Genomic DNA, 18613 nt, shown 5'->3' with positions numbered 1-18613 from the left:
TTAGCTTTTGCTATAAGAATTGATAATTTAATGCTAGCAAGGAGGTGATATAGCTATATCGACAGAGAGGTCAAAACTGTAGCCTTAGCTTTTTCCAGTTCAACATGAGTGCCATTTTTTAAATGAAAGGGTGATAAAGTAGATGAGAAAAGTCAATGTCAACGATGTTATTGACCAAAGCAAAATGAATAAATTCTTTTGGGCAATCTTTAGTGTCTGCTTATTAGCAGTAGTATTTGACGGCTACGATATGAATGTTTATGGGACTACCCTTCCATCTATTATGAAAGAGCTGGCTTTGAATCCCACCCAAACAGGCTTTCTAGCAAGTACAGCGCTTGCGGGTATGATTGTTGGCGCTATCTTTTTTGGGATGTTGTCTGACAAAATCGGTCGAAAAAAGGTGCTTATGATAGGCATGTCGATTTATGCCATTTTTACCGGTCTCTGTGGTTTTGTCAATGATGTTAATACTTTTGCAGTATTACGGTTTATCGCAGGTATGGGCATGGCCTCAATTTCACCGGTTTCTGCCAGTCTGGTTTCGGAGTTCTCTCCCAAAGCAAGAAGAGGTCTATTAGTTACCCTTCTCATCACATCAATTCAGATCGGACAAATCGTCGCTACCTTGAGTGGTGTCGTGTTAATTGGCAACGTAGGTTGGAGAGCAATCTATTGGATCGCCTTTGCGCCCGTTGTCCTTATTGCCATTATTTACAAAGTTTTACCAGAATCAATGCATTCCTATTTACAGCAAGGTAAAACCGATAAAATCCAGGACATTTTAAAAAAAGCAGATCCTGAATTTCATCCTTCTGAAGAAGATGTCTATGAAGTAAGTGCTGTTAATAAAACAAAAGCAACGCTAGCAAGTTTGTTTCAAGAGGGACGTGCCTGGAATACGGTCATGATTTGGATTATGTTCTTCTGCAATTTATACATTGCGTTTGGGGTACTGACATGGCTTCCTAAATTGATGACGATGTTAGGATATACTTTAAAATCAAGCTTGATGTTTTCGGCAATCATTTCCGTGGGGGGGATCGTTGGTAGCCTTGTTGGAGGCGTGATTGCAGAGAAGATTGGTTTCAAAAAAGTGCTCTTTGTGTATTACATCGCATGTGCGATTATGATTAATCTTGTCACGATAAAAATGAGCCTTGGATTATTTATTGCGCTTCTTGCGATAACTGGACTATTTATAGGATCACAACAAAATATGCTTTATGCCTATGCCACCGAAAATTATCCTGTATCTATTTTGGGAACAGCCCTTGGTTGGGGTTCTAGCTTTGGTCGATTGGGTAGTGTCATCGCGCCAATGTTAATCGGAGTACTGATGTCTGCGGGATTATCTGTTAGCACAATGTTTTCTTCCTTTGCAGTACCTGCGATATTAGCAGCGGTGGCTGTACTCCTTATAAGAAAGAGTAGTCTAAAAGATGTACCACCATCGAAAACATTAAATAACTAAGTGGTTAATGCAATTATTTGACAAAAGGAGATTTAAACATGATAAATATGTCACTTGAAGACCGTAAGCTTATGAAGGAACTCATTACATGGTCTTGTTCCGACCATGAACTTGAAAGACGTTGGGATGCCACAGTCAAGGTCATGGAGGAAAAGGGCGTAGATTACCTCGTTGTTGCACAGCGAAGCGACTATTTGGGCCAGTATGTGAAGTGGTTTACGGATATGCCTACGTGGGACGAATATGGTGCCACGGTCATTTTCTCCAAGGATAAGGAGATTGTTACCATTTATTGCTCCGGAGGATTCGATGAGGAACAGAAACCCTGGAGGCCTTCCAACAGCTTTCCAGAGTCCTATTGTTGCCGGGGCGTTGCAAGGCGCTGGGCAAGAGGCTATTTTCCTAGCATTAACTACACTGCCGCCTATGACGCCGAGATTGTTGTCCATGAACTCAAAGACAGAGGCAAGATAAAGATTGGTATTGTCGGTACTGCTTTCATGACCGTCCAGTGTCACGAGTACGTAAAGGCCAATCTGACAAATGCTGAATTCGTTGATTTCACGGATGATATAGATGCCATAAAAGCTATTAAGAGCCCTGAAGAACTTGAAATGATCCGTGAAGTAGTTAAGCTCCAGGATGAAGTCCTTTTCGGGCTCCGAGATTTCATTAAACCCGGCATGAGAGAGATCGACATCTATGCCGAGATGCGCCATCAATCCCATAAGCGCGGTGCTGAAAACGGCATTTTCCTTCTAGGTACTAACAGCTACAATAAGGCCGCCGTGTGGTACAATGAGCATTTTCACAGTAATCGCGTCATCCAGAAGGGTGATACCATCACACTACTTAATGAGGCAAACTGCTCAAATGGAATGTACGGACATGTTTCCGGCATTTATTCTATCGGCGACCCGTCTCCCGCTCTTGTCGAGAACATGAGGATATGCAATGAGGTTGATAAATTTGTCAGAGATCGTCTGGTAGACGGCGCCGACTGCAATGTGATATTTGATGAATTCAATGCGTTTCTCAAGAGCATTGGACAGCCACCTGAGACCAGACTTCTCGGCCATAGTCAGGGCTACTGCCTTGTGGAAAGGCCTGCGATGCTGCCCGGCCATGGAGAAACGATTAAGCTAGCTGCTGGAATGAACTTTTCTTATCACCCATCCATCGTAACGCCCCAGGCCTTTGCTGTAACCTGCGCAAACTATTTTATTAAAAAGGATGGACCTCCGGAACTGGTCAACACTTTCCCAACTGGCGAAATTCAAATTATCGGATAACAAAACAAAGGAGTGCTGACATGAAAATATGTGTACTCGGTGCCGGGGCTATGGGCTGCCTTTACGGCGGATGCCTGTCGCATATCGGCCATGAGGTTACCCTTGTAGGCGGCAGGAGCATTCCTGTTATTCGGGAAAAAGGTCTGAAAATGAATACGGCCTGGACCGGTCCCATCGTTGTCCATCCCAAAGCCTGTTATGCCAATGAGCTTGAGGGTGAATTCGATCTTCTCATCCTACTGACAAAGGCTTTTCAGTCACACGATGCAATGGATTCCGTACGCCATATCCTCAATGACAAAATGACTGTCCTGTCTCTGCAGAATGGCCTGGGCAACAAAGAACTGCTTCAGGAATATGTCTCTACCGAGCAGATTATGCTGGGTATGACCCTGTATCCTTCTGATCTCATAGCTCCCGGGGAAATCGTCAGCAGCTTTGCCGATATTGGTGCACTTGTCGACGCCGAGGGCCCTCTGACAGAGCGAACAAAGAAAATCTCTGCCGAAATGGACAAGGCGGGCATCAAACACATCATTGGCGAAGGTGCGTGGGAATTTATTTGGGAAAAGATTATTTTCAACTCCGTCGCTAACCCCGTGTGTGCTCTCTTGGGTATCTCATCCGAGATGCTTTATCCCATCGGTGCCCATGAGCTGCTCTATCAGATGGCCGATGAGGGTGTAGCTATTGCCAATGCCAGCGGCGTTGCTATCTCCGGCGAAAGCATGAGAAAGCGTTTAGACGTATTGGAACTGGGAAAACCCCACGCCCCCTCAATGTTGGTGGACATCACTGCCGGTCGTAAGACCGAAGTAGATACCATAAACGGTGGCCTGGCAAAAGAAGGTAAGAGACTTGGCATACCCACTCCGATCAACGACATCATTATTCAGCTAATTCACTTGAAGGAAAAGTCCCGTGGAAGAGAATATACTCCCCGTAGTTAATCCAGGTTATGTTATATTTAAAGAGCCAAAGAAAATTAAAGAACTAGGGAATAGATTTATTAAAACCCATCAACTAATTGCCCTCTCTTTGTTGATTCCAAGGAGGGGAGGGGGTTGTGTCTCTAATCTATTATAGGCAAAAATCAAGGGCACTGGCTATAAAAACCAGTGCCCTTGTATTTAAGGAGAGGAGTTAGTTAGATTCTGGTGCCACCCTTCAGGTTTTGCTCTGCAAATTGAATCATCCGTTTAGTCATCAATCCGCCTACTGAACCGTTTTCACGACTCGTGCGGTCACCACCAAGTTGAACGCCTAATTCATTAGCAATCTCATACTTGAATTGATCGAGTGCTTGCCCAGCGCCTTGTGATGCAGGTTGGTTATTATTGTTGTTTGCCATGATAAGTAACCTCCTTAAGAATTTTTAAATTGTACAACCTTGAAGCTCTGAATTCTTGAGGCCCTTTTTTTTATTTCCTTTATTTGATTCTAGTATGTTAAGTTCAAAGAGAAAATAAACAGGAAAGTTTTGGATTATAATGTCTATACTTCATGATTTAGTAGTCTATTTTAGGGCATAATAGCCAATAGTAATTAGAGGGAGTTGATTTTAGTGGCAAGTATTAGATGGCTAGACCCTGATGGCTATGATTGGCGATTTGAATTAGTTGACCCTGAAGACAATCTTATTAAAGCTGTTGTCCATAACGGGAAAACTAAAGTAAGAACAGTTACCTATAATGGCCTAGAGGACCTTGAAGAAAAAATCCAGGAAATGTTTCAAGATCAAATCATAGAAGACTTCGATGATGTCTTGTTAAAGATTGATGAAATGAGCTCTTAATTGTATCCCTGATTTATACGGAAAATGACATGCGAGAATTTTTCTGGTTCGCATGTCATTTTTAATGTCCATCAGACTCTTTGCTCCTCCAAAATGGAATCCATTAGTTTATTTATTTGTACTATGTTGTTTATTGGGTAACTTTTTGTGAGGATTTCCTTTACCTTGATGCTTTTTATTTTCTTCAGCTTTCTTCTGGTCTTCATTAAATTTTTCTGTAAAATCCATTACTTAACCTCCTTGACTATAAATCTCCTATTACTTTAACCATGAATCCTAATAAACATTCTTTATCGACGCTATCGATTGTTTACATTTTGCACTAATCCTGTTTTAGAATTGTTATTTTGGGCTTGGAAGGTTATGCTATTCTTGGATGCGAGGGAATTGATAAATAAAAGATAGAGGAATGAGCTGTTTTGATTCGAACTTTTGGATTTAAAAAGGACTCGGAGCCCTATGTGAACTTTGATCTTAATAGCCTTAGTACCTATGACCTAGAGTGGTATTGGCTAGACTTAGATGACCCAAGGGATTTTGAAATTGATTTTCTACGTAATCATCTTAAGTTTCATCCTTTGGCGATCGAGGATAGCATCTTTTCTCTAAACAAACCCAAACTTGATTACTATGAAGGCTATAATTTTTTTATTCTTAATGCATTAAGAGAGGGAACTCTGGATCTCGTAGAAATGACGATGTTTGTTGGACAAAACTATATAGTATCCTTTCATACAGATATCATTCCTGAAGTCGATGAGGCATGGGAGCGTGTTATTAAAGATAGAGACCATTCTTATAAAGACCCGACTTTTGTAGCGTATCAGATTATGGATAAAATAGTGGATCGTTACTTTCCTGCATTTTATAAAGTAGAAGAAAAGTTAGATGCTCTAGGATCAAATATCAATAAGAATTCGGTTCATAAAATTATTGACGAAGTATTTGAGATTCGAGGAGAGTTGTTGAATCTACGAAAAGTTATTTTTTCCATGAGGGATTTGCTATATAGAATACTCAACTCAGAACGGCTTCCCGACTTTGCGAAACATAAAATCTATTTTTCAGACATTCATGATCACTTATTAAAACTTGCAGATATGGTTGAGTCCAGTAGAGAGGTAACCGCGGATCTACGTGACAGTTATTTATCGGTTAATTCAAACCGAATGAATACAAATATGATGGTTTTAACAGTAATTACTACAATCTTTATCCCATTAACTTTTTTGGCAGGTGTCTATGGGATGAATTTCGAAAACATGCCGGAATTAAAATGGAACTATGGTTACTTTATGGCTCTAGGAATAATGGCTTTTATCGGTACATCTATGTTTCTTTGGTTTAAACGCAAGGGTTGGTTCGATAGTTAAAAAGTATATGTATTCATCTCATTGCCTGAATATTTAGGCCGGATTTAGTATAATAATAATGAGATTAATATGCTGGAGGTCACCTATGTCCCACGTTTCATCAAGATCAGCTTATATGAACTTGGAAGAGCGTTTGAATCGATTCCCTCAAGGGGCACCGGCTTCGGACACTTTGTATAAGATCCTAGCCATCCTTTTTACGGAAAAGGAGGCTGCTCTTGTAGCGCAACTGCCTATAAAACCATTCACCGCTGGAAAAGCTGCCACCATCTGGGGTATGCCTGAAGCAGAAGCCAGGAAGATCTTGAGCGGCCTTGCGTCAAGATGTATCCTGTTGGATATGGAAAGCAGTGGGGAGACCCGTTATCTGTTGCCACCGCCCATGGCTGGATTTCTGGAGTTTTCTATGATGCGGACTAGAAATGACATTAACCAGCAGTTACTGGCCGAGCTTTTCTATCAATATATGAATGTTGAAGAAGATTTCGTAAGGGAGCTGTTCTTCAGTACCGAGACCCGCCTCGGAAGAGTCTTTGTGAACGAAAACGCACTGGAAGCTGGGAACGCAGTTCAGATTCTGGATTTTGAAAGAGCCAGTCACATAATAAAGACTGCAAAACATATCGGTATCGGTATGTGCTACTGCCGCCACAAGATGGAGCATGTCGGGCAGAACTGCGATGCCCCAATAGACGATATCTGCATGACCTTTGGTAATGCAGCTGATGCATTAATCCGGCACAATTTCGCCCGCAGAGTTGACGCCTCAGAGTGTCTGGAGTTGCTTCACAAAGCTTATGATTATAACCTGGTGCAGTGCGGGGAAAATGTCCGAAATGACGTATCATTTATCTGCAACTGCTGTAGTTGTTGCTGCGAAGCACTTGTCGCCGCTAGGAAATTCGGGAACCTGCACCCCGTTGAGACTACCGGTTTTCTACCAACTCTGAATACAGACTCCTGTATTGGCTGCGGTAAGTGTAAAAAGGCCTGCCCAGTTGAAGTTATCAAAATGAAAAAAATTAACGAGAAAGAGGTTCCCCATATAGATGAAAATATATGCCTTGGCTGCGGTCTCTGTGTCCGTACTTGTCCAAACAAAAGCCTGTTATTAAAAAGGACGGGTCGAAAGGTTATCACACCATCGACGTCTGTACATAGGGTCGTGCTTATGGCTATAGAGAAAGGCATGCTTCAGGAATTAATTTTTGATAATAAGGCATTATTCAGCCATAGAGCTATGGCTGCCATCCTATCGGCGATTCTTAAAATGCCACCTGTTAAAAAAGCTATGGCCAGCGAACAGATGAAGTCCGTCTATTTGGAGAAGCTCATCGCGAGACAAAATATTTGACGATTTCAGCACAGAACAAGTTATCTTGCCTATAAATGTTACCGAGTTTTCAATGGTTTATATGAACAAAAGGAGACGACCTCAGCTTCATCTGTCGTCTCTATAAAAAAACAGCCGATGTTCGGCTGTTTTTTGTCAAGCAATATGGCTCACTCGCAGCATTTATGGTCTTTCGCTTTTTCTACAAGCTCCGGGACCATATCAATGAGCTTTTCTAGACCGCCGGCCTTCTTGATGGGAAGAAGCTCGACTTGATCTCCCTTGATTACGAGGATTGCAGAGGCAGCAATTTTTGCACCGGTACCTGCACCGCCGCCGGTTCCGCCCATGCCTTTATCATCGGTTCCGCCGCCACCGCCTGCACCTAGACCGAAAGAAATATCGATGAAGGGGATGATGGTTGTTTCCCCTACTTGTAGGGGTTCACCGACAACGGTTTTGGACTTCAAAAAGCTTTCTAGTTTTTCAAATAGACTATTGATGTTTTCACTTGTACTGAAATTATCTGACATACTGAGGCCCTCCTTTGATTTTTCGTTTAAACTTAGAAATGAATATATTCCTAATTGGCTCGGAGATAAAGAACCCTATCATGACTAGTATGAGATAGGGAATCCAGATCCTTCCGCCAATCAAAAACCTACCTTCCATGACTTCCTCATCGAAAACGGGTTGAATATCAATATCATAGTTGTGAAGTACCATGTAGAACTGACTTTTCAAAGCATAAAGCAAGCCGGTATACATCGGGTCACTAAACCCTACTTTGGCATAAACTGATAGGGTTTTCGGTTGGGAGTGTTTAAGTATTTTTTGTACTCCGGAAAGTGCTTTTTTGATAATGGCTGGCTTTAAGTATTCACTCCCATGCGAAGGCTTTCTTCGCTTGGCCTTCTTGAGCTCTTTAATCGTTTCAAGCTCTTCTTCTTTTTTGGGCTTCGATGGGTTCAGTTTTTGCTTGATTTTGAGCTTCTTATTTAATCCAAAAAGGGTTAGACCCATTTGAATTTTTTGATGGGTGTGCTTGAGAAAGTCAATTTTTACTCCCCCAAAAAGCCAGACTATCGTGCCTCCGATCTGTGATTCTTCGAACTTTTCTCCGGACACATGATAGTGATAGGGTATAAAAATAAGCGCTGCTAGAATCACACCTATACCCAACAATAGATAGCCCAGTATCGAAAAAAATAACATGCTAACCTCCATAAGGTCCCTAATATTTGTTCGCGCAGTTATTTTGCCATTAGTAATTTTGTGCTTTTAATTAATCCTTTGGACACTTTTTTGAGGGCTGATGGGGTTGCCTTCAAGCCTTCTTTGACGAGATTATTGCTTGCCGTAACACCAGGGACATAATCAAGAAACTTTCCAGCACTCTTAATAGTGTTGCGGTGCATATCGATCAGAGCAGAGGCAGTACTTTGGGAAGCTTTCCCGACAATGTGTTCCACTAAGGTGTCTTTGATTTGGTCTAGTTCTACAGGAAGATCAATCGCATAATTTGATTTATCATTAAGATCCCAAAAAAGAAGTTTGAGTTCGGTTAACTCTTTTCGGCATTCCTTGCAACTCTTTAAATGCTCTTCAACAAATAGCTTTTCGACCGGGTCAATAATTCCCTCCAGGAGGTCTTGGAGTAAAACCTTATTCAGTTTGCAGACCATTGCTATCCCTCCCATATTCCGTTTTTAATCATACAAGTCTTGATGGTCTTTCTTCCTCTATGTAGGTAAGTCTTAACCGTGCCGAGTGGAACATCCATGATTCTGGCGATTTCCTCATACTTCATACCTTTCATATGCCTTAGAATAATTGCCATGCGTTCTTCCTGGGGAAGATTCCTTATTGCATCTTCGAGCGCTTGCTTTGTATCTCGGTAGAGCGTATTGCTCTCAGTGTTATCTGGTGAATGAATAAGGTCTTGTAACTCAGCTCCACCTTCAATCGTCTGATTAAGGGATGACGCTTCCTTTCGGTCTCGAATGAAATTTAGGCACTTATTCACGGTGATTCTCTTGATCCAGGGAAGTAGCGAGAACTCTTCCTTGAAATTATCTAGGGATTTAAAAATAGACATAAAGACTTCTTGGGTTAGGTCCAGAGCATCCTCTTTATTTCCGGCATAATGGTAAGCAAGAGTATAGACATATTTCTTATACCGGTCATAGAGAATTTCGATGCCCTGATGTTTGTTCTTTTTATAGAGTTTAATGAGGGTTGCGTCTGAAGCATCCAAAGCAACTGACCATCCTTCTAAATTTGTCGCTTGTTTATTAATACACATATTAATTTAAATAGTTTTAGTCAGAAAGAAAAAATTTATGGCGCTTAGCCCTCTGGATAAGATCAAACAAGTAAGAGGATTTTTCGGCAATAGTGGAGAAAAGCAAGAAAATGGATTGAACTACTCGGACAGCGGTATTATATTTATTTAAGAGAAAAAATCAAGAGGTTCACCCATCGAAGGAGATAGATGAATCCTAGTACGCAAAAAGGATGGGATTATCATTCGTTACACTAGCAATTTATTGACACGAACTCGCGGCATACTTACATTTTGCATGGCAATAGGCTTCTTAGGCAATCTTTTTATTAAATCTTCTTTCATTAATGATTTGACTCTCATCCTGATGATCATCGTTATTGCGCTGAGCTTTACTGTAGTCACTGGCTCGTCAAAGTTAATTGGTTATGGGTCCTTCGCCTTAAGCATCATTTTATTTCTTTATTCGAATGCTCCTTTAAACGTATGGCTGCAAGCTTTACAAGAGAACTTGTTCCTTGTTGTCATGTTTACTATGGTTCCATTATTGGGAATTCCAATCCAGCATGGAGGATATACCAAGGCTTTACAAGGTGTTTTTGATCGCCATGTTAATACCAATAGTCGTTATTACTTGTTGGTCAGTTTTATTTCAGCTTTCGTTGGGGTTTTAGTGAGTTTGGCGGTTGTTCCGCTTGTATATGAAATTTGTCGGGCCAGTAGCCGAAGTTCTAACAAAAAGCTACTAAGCTCAGCAATCAGTCGGGGATTTACCACGTGTACCATTTGGGCACCGACAACGGCGGCAATCGCATTGGTCGTGAAATTAACAGGTACGGAATGGCCTCAGTTTTTCCCCTATGCAATCTCCTTGGGGATAATAGCCGGTATAGTCGGTTATATAATGACTATTTTTGAAGAAAAAAGAGCAGGAGAGGATTCTGATCCCATTCCGGAAGTACCTGTTGAGGATTTTAAATTATCAAAGGTCGTGGAGTTAAGTGTCTTTGGAATGATATTAATTGCGGGAATCGCAATCATTTCTATGATAACTGGAATATCAACCATCATCGTAGTTTCTCTGGCTTCCTTAATTTATCCTGTGATATGGCTTGGGATAATCAAACGTTTACCTATTTTGTTGAGAGAGTTTAAGGGTGACTATTTCACGAATAGACTCCCTATGCTAAAAAATGAAATTGTCCTCTTTGTGGGAGCAGGGCTATTAGCTGATAGTATCAATTACTCACATATAGGAGATTACGTTCCTCAGATTATGACGTTGTTGGTGGGGCATAATGCCCTCTTGCTGACTATCGTGATTATCAGCATCACACTGATATTTTCTGCCCTTGGTGTTCACCCGATAGTAACGGTTACTATCATGGGAGGAACGATTCAAGCAGCGACCTACGGTGTGAGTCCAACCTATCTGGCCCTTGTATTGGCAACGAGCTGGGCTATGGGAATCTCAATTTCTCCTTCAGCAGCCAATGTTATTGCTGTATCGGGAATCGTCCAGGAGTCACCGATTCAAGTCGGTATCCGATGGAATGGGTTATACGTTTTGGTCGTGAGTGTTGTGTTGATCCTTGTCCTTACGTTGTTAAGAATGGTCGGATTATTGTGATTCAGAAATTGGCATTGAGCATTTGACAAGGAGGCACTTTAGCCTATAGCCCTTGGATGCATGGGAGCGATTCAGTTAGACCTTCTTATTCATACCTTGCATTAATATGGCTGAAGATATGAATCACGAGCTGTTGTGCAGGGGGTGAGGTTGGCGTAGCAATCCTGGTTGAGAGGTGTTAAAAACTTGCCTGATTATCCGAAGTTAACCGTGATTCCTTTAAATTGTGGCCAGTTGCAAATGGAGCGTAAGCATTTTAGTGGCAAATCCACCGATTTAATCCTTAAGCTACCGGTGTTTTGCTTCCTCATTGTTCATCCCCAAGGCTGCCTGCTCTTTGATACGGGTCTGCCTGCAGAACTTTGGTCGGGTCGGTCGAGTATGGAGTTGACCCCAGGAATGATCGCCACGCGCGGGAGCAGTGCTGGACTCGTGCGGGAAATAGAAGGCCAAGGCTACTCCCTCAAAGATATTTCGATCATTGTTAATTCACATACCCATCTCGATCATGCTGGGGGAAATAACCTAGTTCCTGGAGCACGTTGTTACGTGCAAGAGGAAAAAGACATTAAGGAAGATGACGATGTATTAGAGGACGGATCAATCCGCTTACTGGCAACACCAGGGCATTCTGCAGATCATCAATCGATGCTGGTGCGAGGGAGGAACAGACAGGTTCTTCTAACTGGTGATGCTTGTTTTCGACCCGCAAATTTAATCCACCTTATACCCCCGTTGATTCTAGAGAACCGGGAACAAGCCTTGCACTACTTGGAGAGGCTAAGGGCTATAAGTAAAGCAAGTGGGACGGTGGTCTTAACGAGCCATGACCCACTTGCTACAGGGGAGAAGATCGTACTATAGAAATTGGAGGAAAATAAGATGAAAATCAAGAAACTTTGGCAATTGACTCTAACGCTCATTTTGTGACTTTGCTACTCAGTGGTTGTACGCCCCAAAAGCAAGGCGATCAAACCCAAGCAGAGCCGGGTACCATTTATTACGTTCAAACGACTCCAGCGAAAACAATTAAAGACCGGAGAGATTGATGCCTTTGTGGCTTGGGAACCCAACAATGCACAAGCTGTAATAGAAGGAACGGGTCGTTATCTTATGCAATCCGGTGAAATCGCAGGAGAACATCCTTGTTGCATTCTAGCGTTGGCAGGAACTGAAGGGGACGAGGATCTGGCTCTTGACTTAGCTTGGGCCAACGTGAAAGCAGTAAACTTCATTAATAATAGGGATAACCAGGATAAGATGATCAAATATGCGATGGACTTTACGGGCAGGGATAAAAAGTCAGTCGTGGAAGCGTTAACCTACACTAAATATGTGAGCTTTCCTGACCTTAAACGGTTCGAGGCCTTCTTAGGTGGTATGCGCCAAAACGGTACCTTGGTTAAAGAACCCAAAACATTGGGATATCAAGACGATCAAGCTTTTTTCCAGGCTTTCATGAATAACAAATATGTCGAACGTGTAAATATGGAGTTAAAAAAGGACCCATCCTGGGTTCCACCCGCAGTGAATAATAGTCGCCAAGTCACCCTAGGGTATATCAATCAGGACCTACACCATCTCCCCCTGCAGATTGCACTCCAAGAGGGCTATTATAAGCAAGTGGGATTGATTTCCGGACAGAATCTCCAACTCAAAGGGTATGCTAACGGAGTCGCTGTGATGGAAGCCTTCAAAGTGAAAGAGTTAACAGCCTCCTATCTAGGGGTAGCTTATGGATGAACCGTTTGCAGCCTTAGATTCTCGTACTCGAAATAAGTTGCAGAGAGATATGGTCTCCTTATGTCAGCGATTGAAGCCAACCATTCTTATGGTGAACAATATTGATGAGGCCGTCTTTTTAAGTAACAAGGTTATCGTTCTCTCAGGACGGCCGGGTCGAATCCTGGAGCAGATTGATATTACGATGGGCCGACCGCGTGATCGTACGGAAAGATCGTTTAGTTTAGTTAGAAAGCAGATTTTATCCTTGTTAGGGGAATAAGTGTAGTTGGGAGGAATTGATTTGAATAAGGACACACCTCCTTTATAGCCCTATGAGATCAGACAGAAGCTTACGGAAGCCATCGGAGAATTTAGAAGAATGGAAGGCTTCAACTAGGATATCAGAAAGAGGTTTAGAGTTAATATAAAGAAACAGCCAATCGGCTGTTTCTTTATATTTCTTTATACTTTGGAGACCACAAAACAAAAGTGTTCAACCTTAAGTTTTGCATACTAAACTACGGCGCCCCCGCAGCTTGAACCGCTGCCTGCAGTACAAGCGTAACAATGGTTACACATGATGATCTCGCGTTGATAATAGTCTGCTATCTCAAATTCAGAAATGTGTTTGGGTGAACAGTTCAACCCAAGCATCTGATTAAAATCGCAGTCATAGAGATAGCCATCCCAGCTTACTGAGAGTTGATCCCGACACATCACTTGATTAATTGTCGCCGCATTAAAAGCAGACTCTAGTCTCTCCATATATCTCTGGAGATTACCTGACTCATGTAAGAAGGTTAAAAACCGACCGACGGGTACATTTGTGATTGAATATAAGTTATTAAACTTAATTCTGTGCTCTTTAAGTAAGGCCCGACGGTAGTCCGCTTCTATGGCTTTTTGCGATGGAGGGAGGAAGGCTCCTCCGGCGTTATACACTAAATTGATTTCCAAATTACTATTCTCTTGGCCAAAGCCTAGTTCGTTTAAATGTGTTATTACCTTGATAGAGGTTTGAAAAACCCCGTCGCCCCGTTGACGATCGGCATCTTTTTGGGTGTAGTAGGGTAAGGAGGAAACTAGTTCGACTTTATGCTCAGCATAGAGCTCCGGTAGATGTGCATAGTTCTTTAAGTCTAATACAGTAAGATTTGTCCTAACAATGACGTGGCGATTCCTGTTAGTCGCTTCTTTGATTAGCCAAGAAAAATGCGGATTCATCTCTGGGGCTCCACCCGTGATATCTAGGATTGGTATCTGATTATCTTCCATAATCTGTAGACATTTTGCCATAATCTCCTGAGTCATAGACTCTTTTCTGTGAGGGCCGGCTTCCACGTGGCAATGTTTACAGCTTAAGTTACAGACCTTACCAATGTTCATTTGCAAGGTCTTAATGGAGTTATTGCTCTTTAAAGGAGACGCATTAACTTCTTTTACCCTTTCAAGAAAGGGTTTGATGGTTTCTAAATTATCTAAGTACCATAGCTGAGATGTGTTTTTATTATCTGCTAAATCCATAATGGAATGACCTCCCATAGCCCCCTTTAGTTCTCGTTCCACTTTAAAAACCTAATTTCTTAACAGCATTTTTCATCTGTAAACCATGGGCAAGCGTAGCTCCACCACGGATCGCTGCAGCGACATGAATTGCCTCAGTCATTTGCTCTTCGTTCGAGCCTTTTTCTAGTGATTCCTGGGTGTAGGACTCAATACAGTAGGGGCATTGCACGGCATGGGCAACAGCTAAGGCTATGAGCGCTTTTTCTCTCGCACTCAGTGCTCCCTCTTGAAAAACTGAGCTATAATAAGCCATGAATTTCTTCCAGAGGTCAGGGGCTTCATCGCCCATCGTCGGAAATTTGTCTAAATCAGCAGGGTTGTAATACGTGTCCATTACACATCCTCCATTTCGAATTAAATTTGTGTAAATAAACTATAGTTCCTTTGAGTTAACTATAGAGATTGGTATCCTTCTGATTTCTGCTTAAGCTTACCCTTCGATCAAATACACTGTCGACCATTCTTACGGTCTGTTCTGTATTATCTAAGGACGGGAAAATCACATAGGGCTTGAGGACAGTTTCCATTTGATCTTTAACAACCTTAGCAAGGAGTTCGGCATTTTCTTCGTAGACCCGTTCCTCTAAACCTCGTTTGATCAAATGCCTGATCGTATCAGATACGGTTTCCCCTCTTTTCTCCGCGATTAACTTGATTTGCTCGAACATGGTTGAACGAAATTTTACCGTCACTGACCTGAGTTCTGTAGACATTCAAGCTCCCCCTCCTTGTGAATTGTCTTACCTTCAACTTCTTTGTTCGTAGTGGTTGTATAGAGAAAAGTAAGTGTTGTCTCACCAATCTTATTGCATACAAATAGCATGCAATAATTGTACCAAAGCACTGAGATTCTTCAAAGTCCTGGTGGTGGGGTGGTTTCTTCTATCTTGATGATTTTCTAACACAGCGTTTTGTTCCTTTTTTGGGTTTTTATTTTCATTATGAAACTATGGATAAGAGTGAAAGTCAAATAAAGAAAAATCCTTAGGAGAGATTTCTCCCTGTTACCAATGAATTATAAGATTCATATAGTGAGGTGAGCTTTAATTTAAGCTTCTACTTACAAGGGGGGGATTATTATGTTCACTTTTAGCAACCGATTATTATACCCGGTTCAGGTCGAACGTCCAGACCCAAAGTTTGGTCAAGTTATGTTCGAGCATTACGGAGGAAAGGATAGCGAATTCTCTGCTGCAACTCAATATCAAAATCACAGGGCGAATATGCCCAATCCCTGTGTAAGTGAGCTCTTAGGTATGATTGCTGCAGAGGAAAAAAGCCATATGGAAATGATTGCCGTTGCCATCAATAAGCTAGGTGGCCCTCCACTGAGTTATGTGAATTCACAAGGTGTACCCTGGAATATCAATTATGTAGATCAAAGCCTCGATCCGATCGCTATGTTACAAGCGGATGCGGAAGCAGAGATACGGGCACGGATTTTGTATAATCAGCATTTCACCATGACCCATGATCCAGGACTTAAGCAGATGATTAGCTTTTTAGGAAGTAGGGAAGACGTACACAAACACCTTTTTCAAAGAGCGCAAGCTTTGATTATGCAGAGGGCAGGAATGGAGCAATTCAACCAATTGATCTACGATTATCAAGCGAGTTTCTAAAAGTCATCTAGTTTACTCCCTACTTAAGTAATCAAGTTAGCTTGTCTTTAATAGAGATTTCAAATTCTATGAAAAGGGAGTGTCGCTACATTTTGATAGCGACACTCCCAGGTTCTTATTACGAGAATTAGGTTAAATAGTTTGATTAGCTGACCTTATGGCTTAATCTTTCATAAAGCTTTTCCAACATATCCGAGGTCATCCTTGGTAAATCATAGTCTGCTTTAAAACCCCATTCGTCCTTAGCTGCCGTGGAGTCAATGGAATTCGGCCAACTATCGGCAATCGCTTGGCGAACAGGATCAACGTCATAATCTAATTTAAAGTTGGCGATATGCTTTTTAATTTCAGAGAAGAAATCTTCAGGCTGAACACTCATTGCCGTCACATTAAAGGCATTTCGGTGAAGGAGTTTAGCGGGATCAGCTTCCATTAATTCAATGATGGCACGTAAGGCATCGGGCATATACATCATATCCATATACGTCCCTTGTGCGATATAGGAGGTGTAGTGTGCTTTGCGGATGGCTTCGTAATATATATCGACTGCATAATCCGTCGTGCCACCCCCGGGCGGGGTGACATAAGAGATCAGTCCGGGGAAGCGAACCCCTCGGGTATCGACGCCAAACTTATGAAAGTAGTAATCACACAGAAGTTCGCCTGCTACTTTATTCACACCATACATCGTAGTAGGTCTTTGGATAGTAATCTGAGGAGTATTATCTTTGGGAGTGGTGGGGCCAAAGGCCCCAATAGAACTTGGGGTGAAAAATTGGCACTGAAGTTCCCGAGAAACTTCTAGGGCATTAACTAACCCGCCCATATTTAAGTTCCAGGCTAAGAGTGGTTTGGCTTCGGCTGTCGCTGATAAAAGGGCTGCCAAATGAATGATGGTGTCCACTTGATGGTTTTTAGCAATTGCAAACATAGCCTCGGCATTTTGCACATCAAGTGTTTCATAGGGGCCGGATTGGGCAAGCAAACTTTGCTTGTCTTGTCTGATATCCGTGGCTATAACATTATTTGCTCCATAGATGTCTCGGAGCTTCTGGGTGAGTTCGGAGCCAATTTGTCCGAGTGCGCCAGTAATTAAAATTTTCTTCATGATATAATCCCCATTTCCTTGCCCACTTTTTCATAAATAGCTAAAGCTTTATTGAGCATTTCTTGGGTATGAGCTGCTGTCGGCATATTTCGAACCCTACCAGTGCCCTTGGGTACAGTGGGGAATACAATTGCTTTGGCATAGACACCTTCTGCATAGAGCCTTTTGCTGAATTCTTGGGTTTGTTTTTCCTCGCCGATAATGCAGGGCGTGATGGGGGTTTGACTTGCCCCGATATTAAAGCCCAGAGCCTTGAGTCCTTGCTTTAGGTAGTTTCCGTTTTCCCAAAGTCTTTCTTGTAGTTCTGTACTGTTAGTCAGGATTTCGATGGCTGCGATACAAGCAGCGACATCTCCTGGGGTCAAAGCGGTAGAGAAGAGGAAGGGACGACTTCTCACCTTGAGCCAATCAATTAAGTCTCTTTTCCCAGCGACATAACCGCCAACTACTCCGATGGCTTTCGAAAGGGTACCAATCTGGAAATCGATCTTGTTAGACAGGCCGAAGTGCTTTACGGTTCCAGCACCTTTTCCCAATACACCTGAACCATGGGCATCATCCACATAAGTGATTAGGTCAAATTCCTCAGCAATTTCCACGATTTCTGGAAGAAGCGCAATATCTCCATCCATAGAGAATACCCCATCAGTGATGACCATGATTTTTTTGTAAAGACCTGATTCATTCGCTTCCTTAGCTTTAGCACGCAAATCAGCCATATTTGAATGCTTAAAGCCAATGATCTTTGCTTTCGATAGGCGGCATCCATCGATAATGGAGGCATGGTTTAATTCATCAGATAGGATGGCATCATCCTTATCCATCACAGCGGAAATAGCAGCCATATTACAATTGAAGCCAGATTGGTAAGCGATTGCCGCTTCCGTATGCTTAAAGGTGGCCAGCTCCTCTTCAAGCTTTACATGAAGTTCTAAGGTGCCATTGATTGTTCTGACGGCTCCGGCGCCAACTCCATATTTCTTAATCGCCGCTGAGGCAGCATCGATTAATCGGGAATCAGTAGCCAAGCCTAGATAGTTATTGGAGGATAAATTAATGAGCTTTCGGTTAGCGATTTGAATTATTGGACCGTTCGAACTCTCTAAGGGGTCGATCACATTGTATAGCCCCTTACTTTTTAAATCTGTTAGATTTTCAGTTAGAAAAGTAACCAATGCTTTACTTGACAAAGTAGTATCCCTCCCTTAATTACGTGAGATATTTCCTTATGAAAGACTAAGGTTCGTTCTCTCTAAAACATACAAATGTCCACAATAGAGAGACGACGTGGTTTTCGATAACCACTGTTAATAAAGGGATTCCTACTTTTAAGATATCATTTTTCACTCGGAATGTACACTGGATGGAGACATAAAAGTTAGATATTTTAAAATTATTATTTGCTTAACAG

General features: G+C 42.1%; 22 protein-coding genes. 11 read left to right on the top strand and 11 right to left on the bottom strand.

All coding sequences use genetic code 11. The features are described 5' to 3' along the window. Nucleotides 1-142 precede the first annotated feature (142 nt). The 3 genes from ACZ42W_RS20075 to ACZ42W_RS20065 are packed head-to-tail and all read left to right on the top strand — an operon-like array spanning nt 143 to nt 3716. Complete coding sequence (locus tag ACZ42W_RS20075; protein ID WP_464167030.1) at nt 143-1474, top strand: MFS transporter; 1332 nt, start codon at nt 143-145, stop codon at nt 1472-1474. A 38-nt stretch (nt 1475-1512) separates the two neighbouring features. Further along, the gene (locus ACZ42W_RS20070) at nt 1513-2766 is read left to right on the top strand and encodes a M24 family metallopeptidase (protein ID WP_464167029.1); all 1254 of its coding nucleotides are present in this window, start codon (nt 1513-1515) and stop codon (nt 2764-2766) included. Between the two features lie 20 nt (nt 2767-2786). Continuing rightward, nucleotides 2787-3716 carry a ketopantoate reductase family protein gene (locus tag ACZ42W_RS20065; RefSeq protein WP_464167028.1) on the top strand — a complete coding sequence of 310 codons (930 nt, stop codon included), beginning with the start codon at nt 2787-2789 and terminating at the stop codon, nt 3714-3716. A 197-nt stretch (nt 3717-3913) separates the two neighbouring features. Here the strand turns inward: ACZ42W_RS20065 and ACZ42W_RS20060 are convergent, their stop codons facing one another. Continuing rightward, a complete protein-coding gene (locus ACZ42W_RS20060; RefSeq protein ID WP_464167027.1) occupies nt 3914-4117 on the bottom strand; it encodes a small, acid-soluble spore protein, alpha/beta type in 204 nt (67 codons plus the stop codon). 213 nt (nt 4118-4330) lie between these two features. Here ACZ42W_RS20060 and ACZ42W_RS20055 point away from each other — a divergent pair, with 213 nt between their 5' ends. Beyond that, nucleotides 4331-4561, top strand: a complete 231-nt coding sequence (locus ACZ42W_RS20055) for a hypothetical protein (RefSeq protein WP_464167026.1) — start codon at nt 4331-4333, stop codon at nt 4559-4561. A 108-nt stretch (nt 4562-4669) separates the two neighbouring features. Here the strand turns inward: ACZ42W_RS20055 and ACZ42W_RS20050 are convergent, their stop codons facing one another. Further along, nucleotides 4670-4789, bottom strand: coding sequence for a DUF4023 domain-containing protein (locus tag ACZ42W_RS20050; protein ID WP_464167025.1), 120 nt, complete (start codon nt 4787-4789; stop codon nt 4670-4672). 191 nt (nt 4790-4980) lie between these two features. Here ACZ42W_RS20050 and corA point away from each other — a divergent pair, with 191 nt between their 5' ends. Further along, a complete protein-coding gene (gene corA, locus ACZ42W_RS20045; RefSeq protein WP_464167024.1) occupies nt 4981-5934 on the top strand; it encodes a magnesium/cobalt transporter CorA in 954 nt (317 codons plus the stop codon). 85 nt (nt 5935-6019) lie between these two features. Then, entirely contained in the window at nt 6020-7288 is a 1269-nt protein-coding gene (locus ACZ42W_RS20040; RefSeq protein WP_464167023.1) for a 4Fe-4S dicluster domain-containing protein, read from the top strand. A gap of 149 nt (nt 7289-7437) precedes the next feature. Here ACZ42W_RS20040 and ACZ42W_RS20035 read toward each other — a convergent pair whose 3' ends face one another. From ACZ42W_RS20035 to ACZ42W_RS20020, 4 genes are read right to left on the bottom strand one after another with little or no spacing between them, the layout of a single operon-like run. Then, entirely contained in the window at nt 7438-7800 is a 363-nt protein-coding gene (locus ACZ42W_RS20035; RefSeq protein WP_464167022.1) for a GerW family sporulation protein, read from the bottom strand. After that, nucleotides 7790-8482 carry a DUF2953 domain-containing protein gene (locus tag ACZ42W_RS20030; RefSeq protein WP_464167021.1) on the bottom strand — a complete coding sequence of 231 codons (693 nt, stop codon included), beginning with the start codon at nt 8480-8482 and terminating at the stop codon, nt 7790-7792. The genes ACZ42W_RS20035 and ACZ42W_RS20030 overlap by 11 nt, the downstream gene beginning before the upstream one ends. 38 nt (nt 8483-8520) lie before the next feature. Then, nucleotides 8521-8952: an anti-sigma factor family protein gene (locus ACZ42W_RS20025; RefSeq protein ID WP_464167020.1), complete on the bottom strand. Its 432-nt coding sequence runs from the start codon at nt 8950-8952 to the stop codon at nt 8521-8523. Between the two features lie 2 nt (nt 8953-8954). After that, nucleotides 8955-9524 (bottom strand): RNA polymerase sigma factor, encoded by a 570-nt coding sequence (locus ACZ42W_RS20020; protein ID WP_464167019.1) that lies wholly within the window; start codon nt 9522-9524, stop codon nt 8955-8957. Between the two features lie 394 nt (nt 9525-9918). On the opposite strand from ACZ42W_RS20020, the gene ACZ42W_RS20015 reads away from it, so the two are divergent. From ACZ42W_RS20015 to ACZ42W_RS20000, 4 genes are all read left to right on the top strand, one after another. After that, nucleotides 9919-11181 (top strand): transporter permease, encoded by a 1263-nt coding sequence (locus ACZ42W_RS20015; RefSeq protein ID WP_464167018.1) that lies wholly within the window; start codon nt 9919-9921, stop codon nt 11179-11181. Nucleotides 11182-11367: 186 nt separating this feature from the next. Beyond that, on the top strand, nt 11368-12045 hold the full coding sequence (locus tag ACZ42W_RS20010; RefSeq protein ID WP_464167017.1) for an N-acyl homoserine lactonase family protein: 678 nt from the start codon (nt 11368-11370) through the stop codon (nt 12043-12045). A gap of 78 nt (nt 12046-12123) precedes the next feature. Further along, nucleotides 12124-12924 carry an ABC transporter substrate-binding protein gene (locus ACZ42W_RS20005; RefSeq protein WP_464167016.1) on the top strand — a complete coding sequence of 267 codons (801 nt, stop codon included), beginning with the start codon at nt 12124-12126 and terminating at the stop codon, nt 12922-12924. Then, nucleotides 12917-13186, top strand: coding sequence for a hypothetical protein (locus tag ACZ42W_RS20000; RefSeq protein ID WP_464167015.1), 270 nt, complete (start codon nt 12917-12919; stop codon nt 13184-13186). The genes ACZ42W_RS20005 and ACZ42W_RS20000 overlap by 8 nt, the downstream gene beginning before the upstream one ends. Nucleotides 13187-13419: 233 nt before the next feature. On the opposite strand, the gene arsS is transcribed toward ACZ42W_RS20000, so the two are convergent. From arsS to ACZ42W_RS19985, 3 genes are read right to left on the bottom strand one after another with little or no spacing between them, the layout of a single operon-like run. Next, nucleotides 13420-14430, bottom strand: a complete 1011-nt coding sequence (arsS, locus tag ACZ42W_RS19995; protein ID WP_464167014.1) for an arsenosugar biosynthesis radical SAM (seleno)protein ArsS — start codon at nt 14428-14430, stop codon at nt 13420-13422. 43 nt (nt 14431-14473) lie between these two features. Continuing rightward, a complete protein-coding gene (locus ACZ42W_RS19990; RefSeq protein WP_464167013.1) occupies nt 14474-14806 on the bottom strand; it encodes an arsenosugar biosynthesis-associated peroxidase-like protein in 333 nt (110 codons plus the stop codon). Between the two features lie 55 nt (nt 14807-14861). Continuing rightward, the gene (locus tag ACZ42W_RS19985) at nt 14862-15185 is read right to left on the bottom strand and encodes a hypothetical protein (RefSeq protein WP_464167012.1); all 324 of its coding nucleotides are present in this window, start codon (nt 15183-15185) and stop codon (nt 14862-14864) included. 366 nt (nt 15186-15551) lie between these two features. Here ACZ42W_RS19985 and ACZ42W_RS19980 point away from each other — a divergent pair, with 366 nt between their 5' ends. Further along, the gene (locus tag ACZ42W_RS19980) at nt 15552-16094 is read left to right on the top strand and encodes a manganese catalase family protein (protein ID WP_464167011.1); all 543 of its coding nucleotides are present in this window, start codon (nt 15552-15554) and stop codon (nt 16092-16094) included. Between the two features lie 145 nt (nt 16095-16239). Here ACZ42W_RS19980 and ACZ42W_RS19975 read toward each other — a convergent pair whose 3' ends face one another. Together ACZ42W_RS19975 and ACZ42W_RS19970 are read right to left on the bottom strand one after the other, a co-directional pair. Continuing rightward, nucleotides 16240-17202, bottom strand: coding sequence for an L-threonine 3-dehydrogenase (locus ACZ42W_RS19975; protein WP_464167010.1), 963 nt, complete (start codon nt 17200-17202; stop codon nt 16240-16242). Beyond that, the gene (locus tag ACZ42W_RS19970; protein WP_464167009.1) at nt 17199-18392 is read right to left on the bottom strand and encodes a glycine C-acetyltransferase; all 1194 of its coding nucleotides are present in this window, start codon (nt 18390-18392) and stop codon (nt 17199-17201) included. The genes ACZ42W_RS19975 and ACZ42W_RS19970 overlap by 4 nt, the downstream gene beginning before the upstream one ends. Nucleotides 18393-18613 lie beyond the last annotated feature (221 nt).

The sequence above is a fragment of the Desulfitobacterium elongatum genome (genome assembly GCF_055378975.1).
Note: the sequence above shows the minus strand (reverse complement) of the source record. Positions and strands in the feature narration are given on the sequence as shown.